The sequence below is a fragment of the Serratia sp. root2 genome (genome assembly GCF_031931805.1).
GTDB classification, from domain to species: domain Bacteria; phylum Pseudomonadota; class Gammaproteobacteria; order Enterobacterales; family Enterobacteriaceae; genus Serratia; species Serratia inhibens.
Genome location: NZ_JAUJXB010000001.1, coordinates 373,372 through 395,798, shown reverse-complemented (window position 1 = coordinate 395,798; position 22,427 = coordinate 373,372). Strand labels below are relative to the sequence as shown.

The 22,427-nt window shown below is 58.6% G+C and carries 22 protein-coding genes; 7 read left to right on the top strand and 15 right to left on the bottom strand.

What is annotated here, in order from left to right; genetic code table 11:
* Positions 1–3: 3 nt before the first annotated feature.
* Positions 4–1,629: a TIGR04028 family ABC transporter substrate-binding protein gene (locus QZQ97_RS01820; RefSeq protein ID WP_311991982.1), complete on the bottom strand. Its 1,626-nt coding sequence runs from the start codon at positions 1,627–1,629 to the stop codon at positions 4–6.
* A 176-nt stretch (positions 1,630–1,805) separates the two neighbouring features.
* On the opposite strand from QZQ97_RS01820, the gene QZQ97_RS01815 reads away from it, so the two are divergent.
* Entirely contained in the window at positions 1,806–2,054 is a 249-nt protein-coding gene (locus tag QZQ97_RS01815) for a hypothetical protein (RefSeq protein ID WP_311991981.1), read from the top strand.
* A 15-nt stretch (positions 2,055–2,069) separates the two neighbouring features.
* Here QZQ97_RS01815 and QZQ97_RS01810 read toward each other — a convergent pair whose 3' ends face one another.
* On the bottom strand, positions 2,070–3,365 hold the full coding sequence (locus tag QZQ97_RS01810; protein ID WP_311991980.1) for an MFS transporter: 1,296 nt from the start codon (positions 3,363–3,365) through the stop codon (positions 2,070–2,072).
* Between the two features lie 305 nt (positions 3,366–3,670).
* On the opposite strand from QZQ97_RS01810, the gene QZQ97_RS01805 reads away from it, so the two are divergent.
* The gene (locus QZQ97_RS01805; protein ID WP_126483922.1) at positions 3,671–4,387 is read left to right on the top strand and encodes a FadR/GntR family transcriptional regulator; all 717 of its coding nucleotides are present in this window, start codon (positions 3,671–3,673) and stop codon (positions 4,385–4,387) included.
* Positions 4,388–4,428: 41 nt separating this feature from the next.
* Here QZQ97_RS01805 and QZQ97_RS01800 read toward each other — a convergent pair whose 3' ends face one another.
* Positions 4,429–5,682, bottom strand: a complete 1,254-nt coding sequence (locus QZQ97_RS01800; protein WP_073439835.1) for an enolase C-terminal domain-like protein — start codon at positions 5,680–5,682, stop codon at positions 4,429–4,431.
* A gap of 355 nt (positions 5,683–6,037) precedes the next feature.
* Between QZQ97_RS01800 and QZQ97_RS01795 the strand changes: the two genes are divergently transcribed.
* The 3 genes from QZQ97_RS01795 to idnD all read left to right on the top strand — a co-directional run bounded on the left by QZQ97_RS01795 (position 6,038) and on the right by idnD (position 9,318).
* Positions 6,038–6,805, top strand: a complete 768-nt coding sequence (locus tag QZQ97_RS01795) for an SDR family oxidoreductase (RefSeq protein ID WP_311991979.1) — start codon at positions 6,038–6,040, stop codon at positions 6,803–6,805.
* Positions 6,806–6,903: 98 nt separating this feature from the next.
* The gene (locus QZQ97_RS01790) at positions 6,904–8,268 is read left to right on the top strand and encodes an MFS transporter (RefSeq protein WP_311991978.1); all 1,365 of its coding nucleotides are present in this window, start codon (positions 6,904–6,906) and stop codon (positions 8,266–8,268) included.
* Positions 8,269–8,271: 3 nt separating this feature from the next.
* A complete protein-coding gene (gene idnD / locus QZQ97_RS01785; RefSeq protein ID WP_311991977.1) occupies positions 8,272–9,318 on the top strand; it encodes an L-idonate 5-dehydrogenase in 1,047 nt (348 codons plus the stop codon).
* Between the two features lie 27 nt (positions 9,319–9,345).
* On the opposite strand, the gene QZQ97_RS01780 is transcribed toward idnD, so the two are convergent.
* The gene (locus QZQ97_RS01780) at positions 9,346–9,975 is read right to left on the bottom strand and encodes an alanyl-tRNA editing protein (protein WP_311991976.1); all 630 of its coding nucleotides are present in this window, start codon (positions 9,973–9,975) and stop codon (positions 9,346–9,348) included.
* Positions 9,976–10,063: 88 nt separating this feature from the next.
* Between QZQ97_RS01780 and QZQ97_RS01775 the strand changes: the two genes are divergently transcribed.
* Complete coding sequence (locus QZQ97_RS01775; RefSeq protein WP_311991975.1) at positions 10,064–10,999, top strand: LysR family transcriptional regulator; 936 nt, start codon at positions 10,064–10,066, stop codon at positions 10,997–10,999.
* Here the strand turns inward: QZQ97_RS01775 and alkB are convergent.
* Complete coding sequence (alkB, locus tag QZQ97_RS01770) at positions 10,982–11,629, bottom strand: DNA oxidative demethylase AlkB (RefSeq protein ID WP_311991974.1); 648 nt, start codon at positions 11,627–11,629, stop codon at positions 10,982–10,984. The two genes, QZQ97_RS01775 and alkB, sit on opposite strands and share 18 nt — an antisense overlap.
* A 139-nt stretch (positions 11,630–11,768) precedes the next feature.
* Here alkB and rarD point away from each other — a divergent pair, with 139 nt between their 5' ends.
* Positions 11,769–12,653, top strand: coding sequence for an EamA family transporter RarD (gene rarD / locus QZQ97_RS01765; protein ID WP_311991973.1), 885 nt, complete (start codon positions 11,769–11,771; stop codon positions 12,651–12,653).
* Between the two features lie 27 nt (positions 12,654–12,680).
* Here the strand turns inward: rarD and QZQ97_RS01760 are convergent, their stop codons facing one another.
* The 10 genes from QZQ97_RS01760 to citC all read right to left on the bottom strand — a co-directional run bounded on the left by QZQ97_RS01760 (position 12,681) and on the right by citC (position 22,152).
* On the bottom strand, positions 12,681–13,433 hold the full coding sequence (locus tag QZQ97_RS01760) for a 4'-phosphopantetheinyl transferase family protein (RefSeq protein ID WP_311991972.1): 753 nt from the start codon (positions 13,431–13,433) through the stop codon (positions 12,681–12,683).
* A 58-nt stretch (positions 13,434–13,491) separates the two neighbouring features.
* Entirely contained in the window at positions 13,492–13,782 is a 291-nt protein-coding gene (locus tag QZQ97_RS01755; protein WP_311991971.1) for a nucleotidyltransferase family protein, read from the bottom strand.
* Between the two features lie 116 nt (positions 13,783–13,898).
* Entirely contained in the window at positions 13,899–15,128 is a 1,230-nt protein-coding gene (gene agp / locus QZQ97_RS01750; RefSeq protein ID WP_311991970.1) for a bifunctional glucose-1-phosphatase/inositol phosphatase, read from the bottom strand.
* A 143-nt stretch (positions 15,129–15,271) separates the two neighbouring features.
* Positions 15,272–16,735 carry an anion permease gene (locus tag QZQ97_RS01745; protein WP_311991969.1) on the bottom strand — a complete coding sequence of 488 codons (1,464 nt, stop codon included), beginning with the start codon at positions 16,733–16,735 and terminating at the stop codon, positions 15,272–15,274.
* 48 nt (positions 16,736–16,783) lie between these two features.
* Positions 16,784–17,698, bottom strand: coding sequence for a triphosphoribosyl-dephospho-CoA synthase CitG (gene citG, locus QZQ97_RS01740; protein ID WP_311993859.1), 915 nt, complete (start codon positions 17,696–17,698; stop codon positions 16,784–16,786).
* A complete protein-coding gene (gene citX, locus QZQ97_RS01735; protein ID WP_311991968.1) occupies positions 17,679–18,227 on the bottom strand; it encodes a citrate lyase holo-[acyl-carrier protein] synthase in 549 nt (182 codons plus the stop codon). The genes citG and citX overlap by 20 nt, the downstream gene beginning before the upstream one ends.
* Before the next feature lie 4 nt (positions 18,228–18,231).
* Positions 18,232–19,737 (bottom strand): citrate lyase subunit alpha, encoded by a 1,506-nt coding sequence (citF, locus tag QZQ97_RS01730; RefSeq protein WP_311991967.1) that lies wholly within the window; start codon positions 19,735–19,737, stop codon positions 18,232–18,234.
* Positions 19,737–20,657: an aldolase/citrate lyase family protein gene (locus tag QZQ97_RS01725; RefSeq protein WP_311991966.1), complete on the bottom strand. Its 921-nt coding sequence runs from the start codon at positions 20,655–20,657 to the stop codon at positions 19,737–19,739. The genes citF and QZQ97_RS01725 overlap by 1 nt, the downstream gene beginning before the upstream one ends.
* Positions 20,641–20,949, bottom strand: a complete 309-nt coding sequence (citD, locus tag QZQ97_RS01720) for a citrate lyase acyl carrier protein (protein ID WP_311991965.1) — start codon at positions 20,947–20,949, stop codon at positions 20,641–20,643. The genes QZQ97_RS01725 and citD overlap by 17 nt, the downstream gene beginning before the upstream one ends.
* A gap of 105 nt (positions 20,950–21,054) precedes the next feature.
* Positions 21,055–22,152, bottom strand: a complete 1,098-nt coding sequence (gene citC / locus QZQ97_RS01715) for a [citrate (pro-3S)-lyase] ligase (protein ID WP_311991964.1) — start codon at positions 22,150–22,152, stop codon at positions 21,055–21,057.
* Positions 22,153–22,427 lie beyond the last annotated feature (275 nt).

Genomic DNA, 22,427 nt, shown 5'->3' with positions numbered 1-22,427 from the left:
CCCTTAATGTTTCTCTAACCAGGCGCCATAGAAACTCGGGCGGCCGACCGCTTCAAAACTGACGCCCTTCAGATAAGGCGCGCCGGCAAATACCTGCGGCTCCTCAAAGAACGGGATCACATAGGCCTGATCGAGCAGGTAGTTTTGCGCCTCGCCGGCGATTTGCAGGCGTTTTTGCGCATCGACTTCGGAGGCGATGCCCAGCAGCAGCGCGTTCAGCTTGTCATCGCTGAATTGGCTGTTCTTGCCGCTGCCGCCCTTTTGCAGCAGCGCATCGCGATTGGTCGGGTAGAACTGGCTTTTAATCACGTCCGGATCGGCGCGCCCCACTTCCACCACCGACGCCGGGGTTTTCTGCGGATCGAGGTTATCCGCCACCCGGCTGCCGGCGTCGCCGGCCAGGATGTTCAGCCGCGCCCCCACCTTGCCCCACTGCTGCGAAACCAGCTGCAGCACCGCCTTGTTCTGTGGCTGCGGCAGGGATTCATACACATTCAGCAGCAGTTTTTTACCGTCTTTCTCGCGCAGGCCATCACTGCCCTTTTTCCAGCCGGCGTCATCCAGCAGACGGTTGGCTAACTGCAGATCGAACTTCAGCTTGTCGGACAGATCGACAAAACCGGCGGCGGACGAGGCGATGACCGATTTGGCCTGCGGGTAATTGGCGGAGAACAGCGTCTCGACGATTTGCTTGCTGTCGGTGGCATGCAGCAGCGCCTGGCGCACCCGCAGGTCGCTCACCAGCGGGTTGTCCGGCCGGAAGGCAACGCTGTCGTTAACGCCACGCGTCGGGGCGGCGTAAATCGTGAACCCCTGATCCTGCGTCTGCTTCTCGTCATAAGCCTGAATTTGGCGAATAAAGTCCGCCTGGCCGGCCTGCAACGCGCCAATGCGCACGCTGTCTTCGCCGGTAACGATCACCTTGATGCCGTCCAGATTGGCGCGCCCCTGCTGCGCCAGTTTGGTGGGGCCCCAGTGGTAGTCCTTGCGTACGCTGAGATCCACTTCGCGCCCCAGCGTTTCGCCGCTGACCACGAACGGGCCGGAGCCGATGATATGGCGCGCGTCGCCGAGTTCGTCGTAACTGCGGTTCAGCGTGCTGAGGGACACCAGCCCCGAGCCGATGGTGGCGGTGCCCTGCAGGAAGCCTGGCGATGAATGCTTGAAGTAAAATTTGACGGTCAGCGGGTCTATCACTTCGCTGCGGTCGTAATTGTTGATCACCTCCGACACCGGCAGGCGTTTCTCTTTGTTGCCCAGGCCGTAAGTATCAAAATTCTTCGCCACCGCGTTGGCATCCAGCGGCGTGCCATCCGAGAAGGTCACGCCCGGGCGCAGTTTGAAGGTGTATTCGGTTTTGTCGGCGTTGCTGCTCCAGGATTCGGCGATCCACGGCTCAATCTCCAGCGTTTTCGGGTTCTGATAGGTCAGTTTGTCGGTGATCTGGTTGAGGATGCCGCCGTTGGGGTAGAAACCGCCGGAGGGCGGGTAAAGGTTGGTGTGCGCCTGCTGTTCCAGGTAGACCAGCGTGCCGCCCTGCACCGCCGCCAGCGCCGGATGAACGCCCGCCGCCAAGCCCAATGCCACTGCTATCCCGCCGGTTAATGTGTTGAAAGAGAACTTAAACATAGATTTGCCACGCCTTCTTTATTCAGAATGTTATGGGTGATATAACAAGCCAAATCGGCAGGGAGTAGAACGAACTATTTTCGCTAACCTATGGCGCAAATCGCACAAGGCGATGCGGCTTGGCAGAAAAGATGTTTTGTTATAACGTATCGTAAAAAGCGAGGGGGAGTGAAAAGATGAAGATTCAGCTATCGCTGCTGTTCCTTGGCCTGGCGGCCGGGCAGGCAGCGGCGTTTCAGTCCAAAGTGCCGGAACCGCAGCCAGAACAGGCGCGTGCGGCGGAAAATACTCTCGAGACTATGTTCTATGGTTTTCACGCGATGGATGCGCAGGCGGTCAACACCGGCACCTGCGCTGCATTGCCGCAGGCCGGATGCCAGTGCGCTTTCTGCACCTTGCTGCGACAGGCCGGGCCGGCTAAATGACCGCCCGGCCAGTCCTTATCGGCAGGCAGCGGCGTCAGGCGCGCCAATCCGCTGCACCGGGTTGGAGAAACGGGTCAGAGCCGTCAGCGCCACCGCGATTATCAGCGACGTCCCCATAAAGACGTAAGATGCCTGCGGCCCCTGCGTAATGCCATTGAGATAGCCGACAATCCAGGCGCCAACAAATGACCCCAATGCGCCGAAACTCACGATGAATGCCATCGCCCCCGCCATCACGTTCCGCGGCAGCAACTCCGGGATCGCCGCAAAGAACGGGCCATACGGCGTATACATCGCCCCGCCGGCTATCACCAGCAGCACATAAGACAGCCAGAAATGATGGGCACCGAGCGTGAAGGACGCGCAAAAACATACCGCGCCCAATCCCAGGAACAGCAGCACTACCGGTTTGCGTTGCTGATATTTATCAGAGAAGTAGGATGCACTGAGCATGAGCGGCACCGCCAGCAGATAGGGCGCGGCGGACAACCAGCCGGTAGCGACGATGCCCATGCCGGAGGCCGTTTTCAAAATCGACGGCAGCCACATGATGAAACCGTACATGCCGATATTCCAGAAGAAATGAATAAACGACAGCGCCAAAACCTTGCGGGAACGGAATGCCTCACCGTAATTTTTAATCGGTTGCATACCCGTCTGTTCAGCGGCCAGCGCAGCCTCGAGGTCGGTTTTTTCCTGCTCGCTGAGCCAAGCAGCATCTTTTGGCCGATCGACAAATATTACCCACCAGATTGCGGCCCAGATAATCGCCGGCACCCCTTCAATGATGAACATGCCGCGCCAGCCGAAGGCATCGACCAAATAACCGGACAGGATCGACATCCACAGCACGGTGATTGGGTTACCCAGGAACAGGAAGGTATTGGCTTTCGACCTCTCCTGCTTGGTAAACCAATGGCTGAGGAATACCAACATCGCCGGCATCACGACACTCTCCGCCACCCCGAGCAGGAAGCGGATAACGGCCAATGTCGCCACATTGCTGACCAAGCCGGTGGCCGTGGCCAAAATACCCCACAGCACCAGACTCCAAAAAATCAGCGCCTTCGCGCTGCGTTTCTCGGCGTAGATGCCGCCAGGCACCTGGAAAAAGAAATAACCGAGGAAGAACAAGGCTCCCAGCAGTGACGACATGCCGGGCGTAATATTGAGATCCTGTGCCAGCCCTGCCGCTGCGCCAAAACCGTAGTTGGCGCGATCAAGGTATGCCAGGCTATAGGTGATAAAAGCCAGTGGGATAAGCTTTCGCCAGCGGATTGGCGCCAGTTTGACGGGTAAATTGATGTTCATGTGCGTTTTCCCAAGGGAGGTTTAATGAATACCGGTCCATACGGGCAGACAGGGCTTTTCTGTTTATCGTTTTAAAACACAACATGTCATACCATAACTTGTATGACATCATTCAAGATCAAAAATGAATCACTATTGCACCACGATCAATCACCCGTGCTGCAAATTGAAATGGCGATCACAAAATAAATTTATGGCACCTTCGCCTGGCCCAGCCACGCAAAAATGCGGTGAAAAACTTCACACCTGTAGCGTGGCGTGCTATACCACAGGCATGTTGTAGGACAACTTATGCGACGGATATCATGAGTCTTCAATCAATCCAAAAACACAACGTGGTCAACGCGGTTTACGAACAAATCAAAGAAAAACTGTTGGACGGCAGTTGGCCGCCCGGGAGCAAACTGCCTTCGGAAGCCGAACTGACCGCCTCTTTCAACGTCAGTCGGGTCAGCATTCGCAGCGCGGTGCAGCGGTTGCGCGATTTGGGCATTGTGGTGACCCATCAGGGCAAAGGCAGCTTCGTCGCCAAACACCTCAATCCGCAAAACCTGTTCAACGAACAGCAACCCATCATGCATCTCAGCCGTGAAGAGTTTCACGACATGATGGTGTTCCGCCAAACGGTAGAGTTCAAATGCATGGAGCTGGCGGTATTAAACGCCACACCGGAAGACATCACCGCGCTGGAACAGGCGCTGAATCGCATGCTGGTCAACAAAGACGATTACAAAAAGTATTCCCAGGCCGATTTCGAGTTTCATCTCGCGATCGCCAAAGCGTCGCAGAACAAAGTGTTCTACAACGTGATGCACTCGATCAAAGACACCTATTACTACTATCTGGAAGAACTGAACCGGGCGCTGGGCATCTCGCTGGAAAGCGTCGAGGCGCACATCAAGGTGTTTATGGCGATTAAAAACCGCGACTCTTCTACCGCGGTTGCGGTGCTCAATGAGGCGATGGCGGAGAACGTCATCGCCATCGAAAAACTCAAGCAGACAGCATCGGGCAGCGAGTAGATCGCTTGCAAAGGGCGCAATAAATGCGCCCCTAAGCGATGTTAAGGCCGGGATGCCGTGCCGTCCGGCGTGCGCGCCAGCGTCCAGGACGGGATCCCGCCGATGCACGGATACTGCGCCGCTTTTTTCTCATCGATATCTATGCCCAACCCCGGGCGATCGCTCAGGTAGGCGTAACCCCGCTCAATGTCCGGGCAACCGGTGAACACCTCGCGCAGCGCGTCATTCATTGGCGTGTACTCTTGAATACCGAAATTGGTGAGGCTCATGTCCAGGTGCAGGTTAGCCGCTACGCCAACCGGAGAAATATCCCCCGGCCCGTGCCATGCGGTGCGTACCCCGTGGATTTCACTCAGCGTCGCCAGTTTTTTCGCCGGGGTTATGCCGCCGATGGTGCTGACGTGACAGCGGATGTAATCGATCAGATTGTGGGTAATCAGCGTTCTCCAGTCATTGACGTTGGTAAACAATTCCCCCATTGAGATCGGCGTAGAGGACTGTTGGCGCAGCATTTTCAACCAATCGATATTTTCCGGCGCCACCGGATCTTCCAGATAAAACAGCTGGTACTGTTCCAGCGTTTTAGCCAGTTGAATGGCCGCGATCGGCGTCACCCGCTCATGCACATCGTGGATAAACTCGATGCCGAACCCCAGCTTGTCGCGCAAATGTTCAAACAGACGCGGCACACTTCGCACGTAGGCGTCCGGATCAAAATAAATGCCCGGCGTGCTGCTGCGCGGCGAACGCTTGGGTTGAATGTTTTTTGCCCGCGCCAACTGAGTGGCGATCAGCTTCAGGTCATCCGTCCCCGCCCCGCCGTACATCCCCATCTGACAACGCACGTATTGATAACCCTCTTCCATACGCGCACGAATGTTGTCCTCCACCTCGAACTCATCGCTGCCGTCGGTGTGGCAATACAGCGGTATGCCATCGCGACACTGGCCCCCCAGCAGTTCATACACCGGTAAACCGGCGACCTTGCCTTTGATATCCCACAGCGCCATGTCGATGCCGGACAGCGCATTATTCATGATCGGCCCGCTGCGCCAGTAACCGCTTACGCAGGCGGATTGCCAGATATCCTCGATCCGCGCCGGATCCTTACCGATTAAAAACGGCGCCATGTAGTCGTCAATTGCCGTTTTCACCGCATGTATGCGTTGAGTGAAGGTCGCGCACCCCAGCCCATACAGCCCCGGTTGGTTGGTCTCTACCTTCACTACCGCCAAATCGATGCCGCCCGGGGCGGTGAGAATGGTTTTCACGCCGGTGATTTTTAAATTGCCCACTGGAAACTCCTTTGATCGCAAACTTATAAGTTGTCCTACAAGATAAAGAGACTTATATCACCGATGACGCAAGCCCTAAAGCGCCAATTAAAAATTATGTGCGCTGCGTCATACTGTAAAACACAGATAAAATAACTCATTGTTTTGCATGAAATTTAAAGGAATCCATTTCCACGATGGAATTTTCTTTTGTGATCGAAGTTTCAAAAACCGTTTAACCGCATTGATTTCCATCAAGGCTTATCGCAATTTTAATATGAATGATGTCATACAAGCTGTTAGCGCAACATTTCGCATAATGCCCCTAACGGCCCGGCAGGCATCAGGATCATTTAACCAACCATAAGGGGTTGATATGTCTGCTCTGTTTGATTTAACGGGGAAAACGGCGCTGGTGACCGGTTCCACCCGCGGATTAGGTTTTTCCTACGCTGAGGGGCTGGCGGCAGCCGGTGCCGACGTTATCCTTAACGGCACCCAACCCGCGACGGTACAGGCAGCGGTCGAACGCTTGCAATCGCAAGGCCATCGGGCACGCGGTTTTGCTTTTGACGTGACCGATGAACAAGCCATTGAAGCGGTATTCAACCAGCTCGATCGGGAGCACGTCGAAGTCGACATCGTGATCAACAATGCCGGCATTCAATATCGCAAACCGCTGGTCGATCTGGAGTTGGCGCAGTGGCAACGCGTACTCGATACCAACCTGACCAGCGCGTTTATCGTTGCCCGTGCCGCCGCAAAGCGGATGATCGCCCGCGGCAAGGGCGGAAAAATCATCAATATCGGCTCGCTGACCAGCCAGGCGGCCCGTGCGACGGTAGCGCCTTATACCGCCGCCAAGGGCGGCATCAAGATGCTGACCTGCTCAATGGCGGCCGAATGGGCCGAATTTAACATTCAGTCCAATGCCATTGGCCCAGGTTATATTCTGACCGATATGAATGCCGCGCTGGTTGACAACCCAGCCTTCGACAGCTGGGTGAAAGCCAGCAATCCCTCAAAGCGCTGGGGCAAACCGGAGGAGTTGATCGGCACCGCCGTCTATCTGGCTTCCGACGCGTCGAATTACGTTAACGGGCAAATCATTTACGTCGATGGCGGTTGGCTTGCCGTGTTGTAATTTTCCCACAGCCTCCGAATGCGTATTTGCCCACGGCGGGCATACCGCCCCTGTACCCACAAAACCTATAAAAACAAGTCACTCACCAGGACAAAAAAATGAAAGCAACAAAGTCGCGATTCTTTATTCTGTCGCTGTTGTTTATCGTCACGGCAATAAATTATATGGACCGGGCCAACCTGTCCGTCGCCGGCAGCAAGATTCAGTCCGAATTCGATCTCAGCGCCACCCAGTTGGGCTTGCTGTTTTCCATGTTTACCTGGTTTTACGCCGCCAGCCAGATCCCGGTCGGTTACGTGCTGGATCGCATCGGCTCGCGTATTCTGTACGGCAGCGCCATTATTTTATGGAGCCTGTTTACCTTCATGATGGGGTTTGCCTCGCACCATTTATTCGCCACCGCGACCGCGTCATTCCTGATGCTGCTGGCCTGCCGGGCGCTGATTGGCGTTGCCGAAGCCCCTTCCTTCCCGTCCAACACCAAGATCATCGCCAGTTGGTTTCCCGACCATGAGCGTGCGCGCGCCACGGCCATTTACTCCAGTGCGCAGTATATCGGCCTGGCGCTGTTAACCCCGGCGCTGTCTTACATAGTGGCGGAATACGGTTGGGAGATGTCGTTCTATCTGTCTGGCGGCGTCGGCATTCTGTTCGGTATCTATTGGCTGATCGCCTACCGCGATCCGCAACACAGCCGCAACACCAATCAGCGGGAGCTGGATTATATTCGCGAAGGTGGCGGTTACGGCTCCAAAAACCAGGCTGACGTCAGCGAAAAAGTGCGCTGGAGCGATATCGCCTTCTTCCTCAAGCAACGCACCGTCTGGGGATTGTTCATTGCCCAGTTCGCCTGTTCTTCCACGCTCTATTTCTTTCTGACCTGGTTTATCGTTTACCTGGAAAAAGGGCTGCACCTGCCGATAGCCAAAGCCGGGCTGGGCGCGTCCTTCCCTTATCTGATGGCGATGGCCGGCGTGCTGTGCGGCGGCACGCTGAGCGATATGCTGCTGAAAAAAGGCAAATCCCGCACCTTTGCCCGTAAACTGCCGGTCATGTCGGGCCTGTTCCTGACCATGATTATCTGCCTGGTCAACTTTTTCGAAGACCAACCGGTGATCGCCATCGCCATTTTGTCCATCGCCTTCTTCGCCAACGCCTTCTCCAATTTGGGCTGGGTGGTCTGGAGCGATGTGATCCCGCGCAATTTCATCGGCACCATGGGCGGCTGCCTGAACATCTGCGGCAACCTTTCCGGCATCGTCAGCCCGATCGTCATTGGCGTCATTTTGCAACGCACCAATAACTTCCACTATGCGATGTGGTATATCGCTGCCGTCGCGTTAATGGGCCTGCTGGCTTATACCTTCCTGGTCGGCAAGATTGAGGTGATCGTTCCCCCGAAACCCGAAACACCTTTACCGCCGCACGCCAACGCGGACCTCCACAACATTGAGGCAAAATAAATAATGAGCAAAAAGACCCTAAGCTGCAAAGCCTGCTTCGCCTACGGCGAAAAAGACGTGCGCGTCGAGCTGCGCGAGCTGGAATACGATGAGAATGACGTGTTGGTGAAGGTGGAACGCGGCGGCATCTGCGGCTCTGATATCCATTATTACCAGCACGGCCGCGCCGGCATGTCGGTCCTCAAGCACCCTATGGTGGTCGGGCATGAATTCGTCGGCACCGTCAGCCAGGCCCCCGCCGGATCGGCACTGCAGGTAGGGCAACGGGTGGCGATCAACCCATCGCAACCCTGCAATCATTGCCAATACTGTCTGTCGGGTAAACAAAACCTGTGCGCCACCATGCGCTTTATGGGCAGCGCGCAGTTTAATCCGCACGTCAACGGCGGTTTTTCCGAATACGTAGTGGCAACGGAGCAGCAATGCATTCCTTACCCCGATAACGTTGCGCCACAGGTGATGGCCTTTGCCGAACCGCTGGCGGTTGCCATTCATGCAGTCAATGTTGCCGGTACGCTGGTGGGGAAACGCGTGCTGGTGATAGGCGCAGGCCCCATCGGCTGCCTGATCCTGGCCGCTGCACGCAGCGCCGGCGCGTCCGAACTGGTCGCCTCCGATGTCAGTGACCGTTGCCTGACGCTGGCCCGGCAAATGGGCGCTACCGCCACCTTCAACCCGCTGAATGAGGGCAGTGCTGCGCCTTATCAGGAAAATAAAGGCTATTTCGACGTAGTGTTTGAAGCCTCAGGCAGCCCGGCGGCCATAGCCTCAACCGTGGCCCTGGCCCGCCCCGCCGGCACCGTGGTGCAAGTGGGCATGGGCGCCAACAGCGTCGATTATCCGGTCATGCCCATGCTGGTGAAGGAAATCCGTTGGGTCGGTTCGTTCCGCTTTGTCGACGAGTTTACTACCGCCGTTAAGTGGTTACAGGATGGCCGCATCGACCCGTTACCCCTGCTCAGCGGCGAATACCCGCCGGAAGCGATTGAAAATGCGCTGATCGCCGCCGCTGACAAAAACCTGTCGTCCAAGGTGCAAATTCGATTCTGACCGATTTGCCGCCAGGGCTGAGTCTGCTCAGCCCATTTCATACTGTACAATCAATTGCCCTTTTTTCATCTTCACCGCCGTGATGGTCACCGCGCCCAGCTCGCTCAGCGAGGCTACGTGGGTGCCGCCACAGCCGTAAACGGGCAGATCGCCGAAGCCCACCTGACGCACGCCATCAACGTCCAACTGCCTGCGCGGCAAATCGGCCGCGATCAGCCGTTGCAGTTCTGCCTGCAGGGCACCTTGCTCCAGCGTATGCGGGTCTGCGCCCGGTGCAAAGGTGATGCGCCCTTCGCCCGGCCAATGATGCGCCTTCACCGGTTGCCAGCCGTGGTTTTCCCCTACCCAGCCAATCAGGTGGCCGGCGGAATGCCAACGGGCGTGCAACCGGCGCCGCTCGCCATCCACCTGCTGGCTCACCGGCCCTGCGCTCACGGGTTCGGCAGTGAAATGCAGCACCTTGTCGCCCTGCTGCGCCACGCGCAGTACCGGGATGGCGCCGAGCGTGCCGGTATCGGCCTGTTGCCCGCCGCCCTGCGGGTGGAACAGCGTCGCGCTCAGTTCCACGGCATAACCGCCGTCTTCGACCGGGGTGCAGGCCAGCACCTGCGCTTCGCCCTGTAGATCGTCGCTGTAATAATAAAGTCGTTCGGTCATGGCTTTCTCCTGGTTACGGAACTCTGCCTAGTATATTCATGCCATAATCAAAGGATAATCCGTCTTCTTTACAATGGACCTTTGCGCTGTGAGCACAAATCTATCTCATTCGCTGCTGGCCGAAATGGCCGTTTTCGTTCAGGTGGTGGAAAGCGGCAGTTTCTCCGCCGCCGCCCGCCAGCTGGGCACCTCGCCCTCAGCCACCAGCCGCAGCGTGGCGAAACTCGAACAGGCACTGGCGCTGCAACTGCTGCACCGCACTACCCGCAAGCTGCGCCTGAGCGAACAGGGCGAAGAGGCCTTCCTGCGCTGCCGCAGCATGCTGGACGCCGCACATTCGGTGATGGAAATCAGTGGCCAGGGTGCCGTAGAACCGGAAGGCTTGATCAGCGTCAGCGTCCCCAAAGCAGTGGGCCGCTTCGTGCTGCACCCGCATATCCCGGCATTTTTGCGCCGCTACCCCAAGGTGGACGTGCGTCTGCGGCTGGAAGACCGCTATATGGACCTGATTGACGATCGGGTCGATCTGGCGTTACGCATTACCGATCGCCCGTCGCCCGGGCTGATCGGCCGCCAGTTGATGACGATAGAACACCTGTTGTGCGCCACGCCGGAGTATCTGGCGCAGCACGGCACGCCACAACAGCCACAGGATTTGGCACAGCACAGCTGCATTTATTTGGGGGAAACGCCCAACGACGCCCGCTGGAAATTCCGTCGCGCCGGTAAAACGATCACGGTGAACGTGCGCGGCCGCTATGCCGCCAACCATACCGGCGTGCGGCTGGATGCGGTGAAACAGCACCTCGGCATCGGCAGCCTGCCCTATTTTACCGCCCGGCAGGCGCTGGACAGCGGTGAAGTGGTGCAGGTGCTGCCGGAGTGGGATTTCCTCAGCAGCTACCACGGCGGCCTGTGGCTGCTGTATGCACCCAACCAGCATCTGCCGCCCAAACTGCGGGTGTTTATCGATTATCTGGTCGCCTGCCTGGCCAAAGAGCCGCAGCTAAAGCGCCTTGCGTAAGGTGATGTTGATCCTGTGCGGCCCCACCAGCGAATGGTAACCCTCTTTGATCGGCATAATGCCGTGAAAGCACAGCCGCGACGGGCCGCCCCACACCACGACGTCGCCGTGCGCCAGGGGAATGCGCTGGGCTCGGTCACTGCGCTGCATGCCGCCGAACTGAAACACCGCCGGTAATCCCAGGGAGACCGACACTATCGGTGAACCAAAATCGTGTTCGTCTTTATCCTGATGCAGCGACAGCTTGCTGCCGGGATCGTAGCGGTTAATCAGGCACGAATCCGGCACGAACGGCGCAAAACCCGCCTGCTGCGCCGCTTCGTCCGCCAGCGCCATAAAAATAGCCGGGATGGGCGGCCAACGTTTGCCGCTGCGCGAATCGCGCTCGGAGTAACGGTAGCCGCGGCTGTCGCTGCTCCAGCCGTTGCCGCACCAGCTCATCGCCACCGACATCACATGGCCGCCCGGCGTGGTCATGTGCCGCCACGGCACCTGCGCGATTACCCCCTTCACCGCCGCCAGCAGTTGCGGCCCGTGATCGCGCACAAAACCGTGCATCACCACCGCGCCCGGAGCGATCTGCTCGCGCCACGGCGGCGGCACAGCATCTTCGAAAAGATCGAGAGTCATTGCTTAATGCCTGTATGAATACACAGTGTTTATTTTAACTCGCCACCGAGGATTGTCCAGTGTGATGCGCGCCATTGTTGTCCGCGCCAAACTTCTCTAGAGTACCCCCAATAAAATCAATAACCTTTCAGGATCGCACGTGATTAAAGGGATCGTTCTTTCGGTTGTCGCCTCGGTATTGTTCGCCGTGATGTATTACTACACCTCCACGCTGGCCCCGCTCGACGGCGAACAGGTCTTCGGCTGGCGTACCCTGCTGACGGTGCCGTTCCTGACGCTGTTTATGATTTTTTCCGCCGACTGGCGCCGGGTCAGCGAGACGCTGCGCTGGATCAAACAGCGGCCACGCCGCCTGCTGTTTCTGCCGCTGAGTTCCGCGCTGTTGGGGGTTCAGCTGTGGCTGTTTCTGTGGGCGCCGCTGCACGGCAAGGCGCTGGAGGTGTCGCTCGGTTATTTCCTGCTGCCGCTGACCATGGTGCTGGCGGGGCGAGTGATTTTCCGCGACCGTCTTTCGCTGCTGCAAAAGCTGGCGGTGGGTTGCGCCATTATCGGCGTCGGCAATGAGCTGTATCAGGTCGGCGGCGTCTCCTGGGCGACGCTGGTGGTGGCGCTGGGTTATCCGGTTTACTTTATTCTTCGTCGGCGTTGCGGCACCGATAACCTCGGCGGGCTATGGTGCGAACTGGCGCTGATGCTGCCGGTCGCCGGCTGGTTCGCCTTTGGCGGAGACGGGCCGCAGGCGGCATTGGCCACTCATCCGCTGCTGTATGTGCAGATCCCGCTGTTGGGGATTCTCAGTGCCTCCGCGCTGGTGTGTTATATCCTGGCCAGCCGCCTGCTGCCGTTCAGCCTGTTTGGTCTGCTGAGCTACGTGGAGCCGGTGCTGTTGGTGGTGGTGGCGTTGCTGCTGGGCGAGAGTATCGGCCGCGACGAATGGCTGACCTATATTCCGATCTGGCTGGCGGTACTGTTGTTGGTGTCGGAAGGTACGCGTCATCTGTTGCGTCACCGGCAGGCACAGTGACAGCGTCACGCTGCTTATTCAATTGATTTATAAATAGATAAATGTCGTTACATCGTCACTTTCATGCCAGTAACGCCCGCGGAAACGGCGGCCGGCGTGGCAATGCGCCGTGAGTGTTTTAAGCAGTTGCAGTTCAAAGGTCTGTTGTTGCGTATCTATCGCCACCATGCGCGCATCGAGAAAATCAAAGTAGCAGCGCACCTGCGGGTAAAGGGTTTTGAACAGGCTCTCCTTGGCGGAGAACGCTATCGTCAGCAATTGGTTAAACGCCTGCGGCCGCTGGCGCAGCGTTGCGCACTCTTCTTCGCCGACGATGACGGTCCACAGTTCTTCGGCCCGTTCGGCCGGGATCAGCGTTTCAACGTCCAGCCCCACGCCACCCCGCCCGCTTTCCCGATGCACGGCGCACAGCGCGGTATCCACATTATGGCTGAGCGCACCGGCAATTCCCGGCGGCCACTGCGGCGCGCGGTCTTCTCCCCGCGGCAGGGTAAAATCGGCAAACCCCAACGGCGCCAGCAATGCCCGCGCCAGATAGCGTCCGGCCAGATACTCCGCCCGCCGCTTTGGCACCGCACGCGCCAGATGATCGGGGATCGCCATTCCGGCATCACCGAAACAGCGGTCCTGATAGTCCGCCAGGGAAAAACGGCAACGGGCGACCTGCCCCGGATAACCGTCCAGGTTCAGCCATTCGATGGTGGGGATAAAAGAAGAGAACACGTGTCGTCCAGGGTGAGTGTGCAGTGATGAAAATTCAGGCACTTCAGGTGTTGTCATCGGCGTCATAACGCAAAGCATGCAACTGGGACAATAATTCCGCCAAGCCGGTTCTCGCTCATACCGGTTGCGCCTCGGCCAGAACCTTGGCCCGGAATTTGGCCGGCAAATCGGTTGGCGTCAATAAATCGACCTGAATACCCAGTAAAGCCTCAAGTTCAGCCTGCAAGCCACCTAAATCAAATAGCGTTGCACCGGGTAATGCATCAACCAACAGATCAAGATCGCTGCCGTCTCGATCGGTTCCATGAAGTACAGAGCCAAAAATACGTGGATTTTCAGTATTAAACAGCCCCACCACCTCACGAACTGCGTGACGTTTTTCAGCAAGTACAATTGATGGCCGCATCGATTAATCCTCTCAGCAAAACTTATTGAAATGCTAGGTGATTGGCTGGGGTGTTTCAAGCGTAATCGCTCGCGCTGTTATCTCTCCCTCCAACCGGAGGGAGAGGTCCGGCAGGGTTACAGAATATCTTTCATGGTTTTTTCGAAATCGCTCCAGGCGCAGAAGCCCTGCTTATCCACCGGGCAGCCTTCCAGCGCCAGCGTCACGCGCTGCGGCGGGGTTTTCAGCGTAAGCTTATCGGCATTGCGCAGTTGGTCCGCGGACTGGTAGACGTACTCAATCTTCAGCAGGTCGCGATCGTTTTTCTTATCGTGCCAGCGCTGGAACACCAGTTTGCCGCCAATCGGCGTTTTCTCATACTGGTGCGGCAGTTGATAAGGCTTGAAGCGCATCGCCGACAGCAGCGAAGCGATGTTGGAGTCATGGCCCACCAACACCGTCAGTTTCGGCGCATCCGGTTTGCGTTCGCCAATCAAGGCGCCGTTGATGTAGGTCAGCAGCGGTTTGGCGACGTTCTGCGCCACCACCGGCGAGGTGAACAGCGAGTCCTGGTAGCCGTCTTTCAACTGCGCCAGCTGTTTCCACTGTTGCGGCGTGGTGATTTTGCCCCAGGCCACGTCCTTCATCGGGAAGCCTTCGTAATATTGCAGCATAAAGGCGTCCACCAGCGAGTTGCCCACCCGCAGCGGGCCGGCGACGCCCGGCTCTTTGCCCGGCACCGCGCTCATCTTGCTGGCTTCTTTGGTCAGATCGCAGTGCTTGTCGGTTTTACAGGCGCTGGAATCTTTGTAATCGATGATTTTCGCCAGTTGCTTGTAGGCCGCATCCAGCTTCAGCGAGGCCAGCTCGGTGTTCATCGCCCCCAGCGCCTGTTGGTTGAAGGCTTCGCTGTTGTCGGTGATGATCGGGTTGAAGGTAGGGTCCATTTCCCCCATTTTGTCCTGGTGATGCACGCCGATGTCGCAGCCGGGGAACGCGCCGTTGGTAAAGAACTGCGCGGTCGCGACCGTGCGTTGCAGGCTGTTGGCGTAAACGTAAACGCTGCCGGCGGTCGGGCAGCCTTCCTGCGGCAACACGCCGGTCTGCTTGAGCCACTCGTTGAAATAGTGGCCCATATAGACTTCCAGCACCCCGCCCTTGGTGGTCAACAGGCCACCCGGCGTGTCCCAGGCCGGCCAGGCTTTGGGGGTGGATTGCGCCAGCACGCTACCGTTATTGGCCAGCGGCGCGCGCAGGTTGTGGCGGCTCATCATCAGCACCTGTTCCAGCTGATAGTCGTTGGTTTCCGCCAGGGCATTCCCGGTCAATAATAAGGGCAAACACAGCAATAACGTTTTTCTTCTCATCCGCAGAGGCTCCCGGAAAGTGATTATTTTGAATATGTTAGCTTTCGCCTCGCTATGATGGAGAGGTTATCCGCTGAAGTGTGTGATGGATATCACGGGGAGAGGATCCGACAAGCGGCCATCCTTAGATGGCCGCAGGCAACTCAGTACCACAATCGCAGGATAGGCCAGCCGATTAACAGCAGCGCGGCGATATACACCACGCCGAGAATGCCGCCCATCCGCCAGTAATCTTTCGATTTCACATAACCGCAGCCGTAGATAATCACCCCCGGCCCGGTGGCGTACGGCGTCAGCACGCCCATGATGCCGATCGACAACACCAGCAGCATCGAAAGTTGCTCCATAGGTACGCCAGGCAGCCCTTTGCCGACCGCCAGGATCACCGGCAACAGGGTGGCGGTATGCGCCGACAGGCTGGCAAACAGGTAGTGGGCGAAGTAGAACACCAGCACCAGCGCCACCACCGTCATGTTCGGCGAGAAGCCGTCCAGGTGGGTGCTCATGGTCTGGGCAAACCAGTCGATAAAGCCGGAGCGCGTCAGGCCGTTGGCCATCACCACCAACGTCGCCAGGTTAACCAGCGTGTTCCAGGCGCTGGAGTATTTGGTGATATCCTTCCACGACACCACGTGCAGCGCCAGCATCAGCGAGACCGCCAGCAGGCAGACCGTGGTGGCGTCCAGCAACTTGCCGCCGAACACCCACAGGCCAAGGCTGAACAACACCAGGCCAATCAGGGTGCACTCCTTGCGCGTCAGCTTGCCCATTTCACCCAGCGCGGTGTTGGCCCAGGTAGCCACTTCGCTGCTGTGGGTCACGCCCGGTTTGTACAGGTAATAGGAAATCAACGGCGCGACAATCAGCAGCAATAGGCCGACCGGCAGGAAGGCAAGGAACCACTGCATCCAACTGATGTGCACCCCGGCGATTTTACCGACAAACTCAATCCCCAATACGTTGGGCGCCGCGCCGGTGACGAACATCGACGAGCTGATGCTGGTGCCGACCACCATCATCCACATCAGGTAGCCGCCAATACGCCGCGATGAAGGGTCGTTGGGGAACGAGTCGAACAGCGGCGGCAGGTTTTTTACCACCGGGAACACCGTGCCGCCGGTGCGTGCGGTGTTGGACGGGGTAAACGGCGCCAGCAGGATATCGATGATCACCACCGCGTAGCCGAGCGTCAGGGTACGCTTGCCCATAAACTTCACCAGGAACAGCGCGATACGCCGCCCCAGACCGGTGGCCTCGTAGCCCAGCGCAAAAATGAACGCACCGAATACCAGCCAGACGGTGGTGCTGGAGAAGCCCGCCAACCCCCATTTCAACGCCTCTTTACCGGCCTTGAAACCCGGTTCCGCCAGTTCCTGCGCGCCAAACAGCACCCAGTTGGCGCTGAGCACGCTGAGTGTCACGGCGATAAAGCTGATGGCGGTCGCCGGGATCGGCTCCAGGATCATGCCGACGATCATCGCCACAAAGATGGCGAAATAGCGCCAGGCCTGCGGCGGCATGCCGTCGGGCGTGGGTATCAATAGCAGGATCGCGAGCACCAGCAGCGGCGCTATCGCTTTCCAGATTTTTTCCTGGGTTTGAGACATAAGACTCTCCTGAAGACGGGTTATTTTTTTGGCTATACCCGGTGGATTTCACGTTGCCGCGTGAATGGCCACAGGGATATCGGAATGGGGTAATTGCGCCAGCAGCCAGGTGACGATCAACAGATCGGCGCTGCCGCCAGGGCTGAGGTGACGACGGATGCAGTCGGCATCGAACTGCCGCAGGCGTTGCCTGCCCCGCACGCCCGTGGCCCCGCCCTGCGCCAGCAGCCCGCCGGCACGCTGCTGCAACCAGCGCAGCCCGGCCAGGCCGCCGCGCGAGGCGACGTTGGTGTCCTGGTTATGGGCCATCAGCCACAGCAGGCTGTCCATCAGCGCCGTCTGCTCATCGCAGCCCGCCTTCAGCCGTTGTCGGTAGAACGGCAGCGCGCCGTTGATCACCAGCCTAAAACCGGACTCCGCCTCGCCGCGTGCGCCGCTCAGGCCATGTTCGGCAAACAACCGCTGGCCGGCGGTCTGCAATGCGTTGCGAGTTTGCAGCTCGCGCGCCACCAGCCCACGACACATGGCCGCCACGTCGGCGCACAGCGTTGCGGCATCGATCTTCTTTTGCTGCTGATAGCGGCGGCCAAAAGCGGCGCACAGCAGGCCGAGGGAAAACACGCTGCCTTTATGGGTGTTGACGCCGCCGGTGGCCTTGAACATATGGTTTTCGCAGGCCAGGCCCAGCGGGCGCAGCCGCAACAGCTGTTCTTCGGCCGGGCGGGCGGCATCGTCGCAGCCCTGCCGGATAAAACGCGGCAGCCAAATGCCGATGGCGCGGGCGCTGCGATAAAAGTGACCGAGGTTCATATCCCGGTGAGCGCCGTTGTTATGGCGATCCACCAGTCCCGGTTTGGGCGTGAGGTTCACTTCCACCAGCAGTGCGCGGTAGGCGGTGCGGGCGAAATCCTGTACCGCCGTTGGCGGCGCACGCCTGACAGGCTTAACGGGCTGAGAGCGCATCATTGAGCATCCTTTCCATTTGCTGCAGCAATTGTTCGCTGCCGTGCCGCCGTTGGCGGGCGCACAGTTTGGCCGGCAGGTTGCACAACAGGCAGCGACGCTCCGTCAGCCCCAGATCTCGCCGCGACAAAATACGCCCCTGGGTGTCCAGCACGTCGATATCCCACAGCCGGCCAATCGGCTGTTGTACCTCCAGTTGCACGGCGCAGTCTTTCACCCGCCGGGCATCGGCCTGCAACGCCAGAAAGCCTTCGCAGCCGGTGGCGAGCGCCAGCGTTTCAGCCTGTAGACAATGCCAACCTTGCTCGCGCCATAGCTGTTGCAGCGCCTGCCAGCCGAGGTTGAAGATGTTGCGCGTCAGCGCGCTGTCTTTTCGCGCTCCAGGCACGACCAGCGTCAACACCAGCAACGTGGATTGATGGCGCGCCAGCCATGCTTGTTGGCGCGCCTGGCGGCAATCACGGCTGATGAGCAGTTCCGGCAGGCTCACGGCGCGATTGGCAGCCAGTTCGGGGGCGACGTAAGCCATAGGGTTACTCCGCCACCTGATGCACCACGTCGATCACCGAACCGTCGCGGTAGCGCACCACAGCCACCACCTTATCGGTAAAGGCTATCGGCTCAGGCTCGCCGGTCAGCAATAGCGCTCGCTCGCGCAACCCGTCGATACCGACCACCGGCAAACCGGCCTCCTGCAACCGCTGCGCCAGCTCCGGGCGCGCCGGGTTGACGGCAATACCGTGATCGGTAACCAAAATGTCGATGCTGGAGCCGGGGGTCACGCAGGTGGTCACCTGCTCCACCAGCGTCGGAATACGCCCGCGCACCAGCGGCGCCACGATGATCGCCAGCCGCGCCGCCGCTGCGGTGTCGCAGTGGCCGCCGGAAGCGCCGCGCAGCACGCCATCGGAGCCGGTCAGCACGTTGACGTTAAAACCGGTGTCGATTTCCAGCGCGCTCAGCACCACCACGTCGAGCCGGTCAACCGAAGCGCCCTTCGAACTGAGGTTGGCGTACTGGTTGGCGCTGATCTCAATGTGGTTGGGATTGCGCGCCAAAGACATCGCCGCCGCGCGGTCAAAGCTCTGCACGTCCAGCAGCCGGGCAATCAGCCCCTTTTCATGCAGATCCACCATGGTCGAAGTGATGCCGCCGAGGGCGAAACCGGCGCGAATGCCGCGTGCGCGCATTTTGTCTTCCAGGAAGCGCGTCACCGCCAACGAAGCGCCACCGGTGCCGGTTTGCAGCGAGAAACCTTCGGTAAAGTAGCCGGACCCGGCAATCACCTCGGCGGCGCGCCGGGCGATCAGCAACTCACGCGGGTTGGAGGTCATGCGCGTGGCGTCGGCACCGATCTTGTCGGCGTCCCCCACTCGCTCCAGTTGAACGATCAGATCCACCCGATCCTGCGCCAGGCTGGCCGGATGGTGCGGGTAAGGCACTATCGATTCGGTTAACAGCACCACGGTGCCCGCCGCTTCGGCATCCACTTTGGCATAACCGAGCGAGCCGCAGCAGGCTTCGCCGCTGTAGCCGTTGGCATTGCCGAACTCATCGCAGGCCGGCACGCCGAGGAAGGCGACGTCAATCTTCAGCTCGCCGGACTCGATCAGGTTGACCCGGCCACCGTGGGAATGGATTTGTACCGGTTCGGCCAGCAGGCCGCGTGAAATCGCTTCCGCCAACGGGCCGCGCAGGCCCGACGTGTAGAGGCGGCTCACGACCCCGTGACGAATGTGGCCGACCAACGGCGCGTGGCATTCGCTAAGCGAGCTGGAAGCCAGCGTCAGATTGCGGAACCCCATCGCCGCCAGCGTCTCCATCACCTGATTCAGCGCCAGATCACCGCCGCGAAACGCATGGTGGAAGGAGAGGGTCATGCCGTCTTGTAACCCGCTGCGGCGCACCGCCTGTTCCAGCGTGTCGCAGCGTTTACCGTCACGCGGTTTGCGTGCCTGCCGATTGGCCTTGGAGGCATCCTGATAGCAACGCAGGTCCGCCAGGTTGTTCAGGGTCATCAGTCGTTGTTGACGTTTCATTATGCTTCCTCTTCCTGCTGAACCGACGCTTCGCGGATGCCGGAAAGCGCCGCACGTTGCAGCACCAGCCGGGCCCGCTCAATGACCGGGCTGTCGACCATTTTGCCGTTGAGCGACACCACCCCGCGCCCTTCCCGCTCTGCCGCTGCGGCGGCGTCCACCACCCGCTGGGCATGGGCCACCTCTTTGGCGGTCGGCGCATACAGGTTGTGCAGCAGTTCGATCTGTCGAGGGTTGATCAGGGATTTGCCGTCGAAACCGAGCTGTTTGATCAACGCCGCTTCCTGGAGGAATCCGGCTTCGTTGCTGGCGTCGGAATACACGGTGTCGAACGCCTGAATGCCGGCGGCCCGCGCCGCCTGCAACAGCGAGCAGCGTGCAAACAGCAGTTCGATACCCTCCGGCGAACGCTCGGTGCGCAGGTTGCGCACGTAGTCCTCCGCGCCCAGCGCAATGCCGATCAGGCGCGGCGAAGCATGGGCAATCGCCACCGCGTGGGTGATGCCCACCGCCGATTCAATCGCCGCCAGCAGGCCGGTGCTGCCGACCGGGCGGCCGCAGTCGGCCTCGATGGCGGCAATTTCGCGCTCCATCTCCACGACGTCCTGCGCGCTGTCGGTTTTCGGCAAGCGCACGATATCCGCCCCGCCGCGCACCACCGCCTGGAGATCCGCCAGCCCGTAGGCCGAATCCAGCGCGTTGACCCGTACTATGGTTTCCACTTCCCGGTACAGCGGATGTTGCAGCGCGTGGTACACCAGCCGCCGCGCCGCGTCTTTTTCACGCAGGATCACCGAGTCTTCCAGATCGAACATCAGTGCATCGGCCTGATAGATAAAGGCGTTGCTCACCATGGCCGCATTGGCACCGGGAACGAACAGCATGCTGCGGCGCAGGCGGTGTTTATTCAGCGTTTTCATCACGCGTCCCCCACGGCAGTTGGCCATTGTCGCTGGCACGCATCAGTGCGGTTTCCAGCCGGGCGCGCAGCACGCAGTCGAGCGCACCTTTGTCGTCCACCATCACCTGCACCGGCTCCACCTGATAACGCTGCAGCACGTCGAGCAACGTTTGGCGGATGGCTTGACCGAACTGTTTTTCCACGCTGCTGGCGATCAGCAGATCGTGATCCGGCCCCTCGGCGGGTGCGATACGCACCATGACATCGCTGGATTCCAGCGTGCCGGCCATTGCTTCTCGGATAATTTTCATCGTTCACCTGATTGTGCGGATACAAAGGGTTTAATCACAAAATGGTCTTCACGCCCGAGATACCCGGGCCTGGCGCACCGAGGGGCGCTCCGACGGCCAAGGCCGTTACGACCCCTTCGGCACGCTCTCCCTAATAACGGGCTTGGGCAGTAAACCAAAGGGTTTGGCCGCCGGTTTGGCCCGGCGCTGCATTTGCAAATCTTGCAGGTAATAAAGGGTGTCTGGCGGTACCAGCGGCGCGGCGGCGTGGAAATCCCCCGCCGCCAGCAGCTTGCGCACCCAGGAGGCGGAGATCGCCGTGCCCTGATATTGCAAACGCTCAATTTCCACCAGGGCGATCGGCGGGCTGGGCAGCTCTGGCGTTTCCAGCCAATAGCGCATATCGCGGTTGTACTTCGCCGTTACCGCGCAGAACGGCTCGTTGCCGACAAAACGGTGGGTAATGCCCAGCGCGGGCGCCAGATACTGCCGAAAGATCTTCAGATCGATTTCGGTGTAACAGTCGTCGGCAATGCCCTGATCTTTAATGAAATAGCAAGGAAAGGTGGCGCGGGATATAACGTATTGCGATCCTTCGTGTACCCTCAGATTGGCGATATCGGCGGTACCCGCCAGTACCAGCCGCCGCCGATCCTCATAGCTGAAACGCGAGGTGTCTTCTTTCACCAGAAACAGGTGCAACCAGTCGCATTTCGCCGCCGCCTGGCGCACCAGATATTGATGGCCGCGGGTAAAAGGATTGGCATTCATTACGATGCTGCCGATTCGCGTGCCTGGCCGCCGCTGGCTTGCCAACCGGGCCGCATAGCGTTTCAGGCGGCACGGGCTGTTTTCCATCAACACCACGATGCCCGGCACCCGGGCTATCGGGTAGAAGCCGCACTGACGGAACAACGGCTCGTTTTGCAGTTTGGTGTAGATAAACAGTTGGGTGTAGTGACGTTCATAGGCCAGGTTCACCAGTTCGGTCGCCAGCGTAAGCGCCAGCCCTTCGCCGCGCATTTGCGGGCTGATGGCGACGCATTTGATAATATTCTCGGCGATGCCGCCGCAGGCGACCAACTTATCGTCCTGGGTCACGGTAATAAAAACCTCTACCGTAGTATCAATATTCAGATCGTTACTGCGCAGAAAGGCATTAATCTGCGCAATCTCTTTATGATCTGATCTTTTCACCCGATTAAATACAGCTCCGCCCAACATAACTGTCTCTCTGGAATAACCAATGAATAACAAAAAACCATTTTAATTAACATTAACACCAAGAAATAAAACCTTTAAAACCATAAAGTTGAAATTAATATTTGTGATAAATTCATTTGATGAAGCTATGGTAAACAGAAAAAAAACGCGAATTATTGACCTGTTTCACAAACAGTCACCCATCAATAATGTATTTAATGTTTTTTATTTACTTAATTATTTTTATGGTGTTTATTCATAAAGTGACGTTTATTTTTAGGCGCGACCAACTTACA

Coding starts and splice junctions, on each gene's coding strand:
- QZQ97_RS01820 (WP_311991982.1), bottom strand. CDS start 1,629: ATGTTTAAGTTCTCTTTCAACACATTAACCGGCGGGATAGCAGTGGCA.
- QZQ97_RS01815 (WP_311991981.1), top strand. CDS start 1,806: ATGAAGATTCAGCTATCGCTGCTGTTCCTTGGCCTGGCGGCCGGGCAG.
- QZQ97_RS01810 (WP_311991980.1), bottom strand. CDS start 3,365: ATGAACATCAATTTACCCGTCAAACTGGCGCCAATCCGCTGGCGAAAG.
- QZQ97_RS01805 (WP_126483922.1), top strand. CDS start 3,671: ATGAGTCTTCAATCAATCCAAAAACACAACGTGGTCAACGCGGTTTAC.
- QZQ97_RS01795 (WP_311991979.1), top strand. CDS start 6,038: ATGTCTGCTCTGTTTGATTTAACGGGGAAAACGGCGCTGGTGACCGGT.
- QZQ97_RS01790 (WP_311991978.1), top strand. CDS start 6,904: ATGAAAGCAACAAAGTCGCGATTCTTTATTCTGTCGCTGTTGTTTATC.
- idnD (WP_311991977.1), top strand. CDS start 8,272: ATGAGCAAAAAGACCCTAAGCTGCAAAGCCTGCTTCGCCTACGGCGAA.
- QZQ97_RS01780 (WP_311991976.1), bottom strand. CDS start 9,975: ATGACCGAACGACTTTATTATTACAGCGACGATCTACAGGGCGAAGCG.
- alkB (WP_311991974.1), bottom strand. CDS start 11,629: ATGACTCTCGATCTTTTCGAAGATGCTGTGCCGCCGCCGTGGCGCGAG.
- QZQ97_RS01760 (WP_311991972.1), bottom strand. CDS start 13,433: ATGACAACACCTGAAGTGCCTGAATTTTCATCACTGCACACTCACCCT.
- QZQ97_RS01755 (WP_311991971.1), bottom strand. CDS start 13,782: ATGCGGCCATCAATTGTACTTGCTGAAAAACGTCACGCAGTTCGTGAG.
- agp (WP_311991970.1), bottom strand. CDS start 15,128: ATGAGAAGAAAAACGTTATTGCTGTGTTTGCCCTTATTATTGACCGGG.
- QZQ97_RS01745 (WP_311991969.1), bottom strand. CDS start 16,735: ATGTCTCAAACCCAGGAAAAAATCTGGAAAGCGATAGCGCCGCTGCTG.
- citG (WP_311993859.1), bottom strand. CDS start 17,698: ATGCGCTCTCAGCCCGTTAAGCCTGTCAGGCGTGCGCCGCCAACGGCG.
- citX (WP_311991968.1), bottom strand. CDS start 18,227: ATGGCTTACGTCGCCCCCGAACTGGCTGCCAATCGCGCCGTGAGCCTG.
- citF (WP_311991967.1), bottom strand. CDS start 19,737: ATGAAACGTCAACAACGACTGATGACCCTGAACAACCTGGCGGACCTG.
- QZQ97_RS01725 (WP_311991966.1), bottom strand. CDS start 20,657: ATGAAAACGCTGAATAAACACCGCCTGCGCCGCAGCATGCTGTTCGTT.
- citD (WP_311991965.1), bottom strand. CDS start 20,949: ATGAAAATTATCCGAGAAGCAATGGCCGGCACGCTGGAATCCAGCGAT.
- citC (WP_311991964.1), bottom strand. CDS start 22,152: ATGTTGGGCGGAGCTGTATTTAATCGGGTGAAAAGATCAGATCATAAA.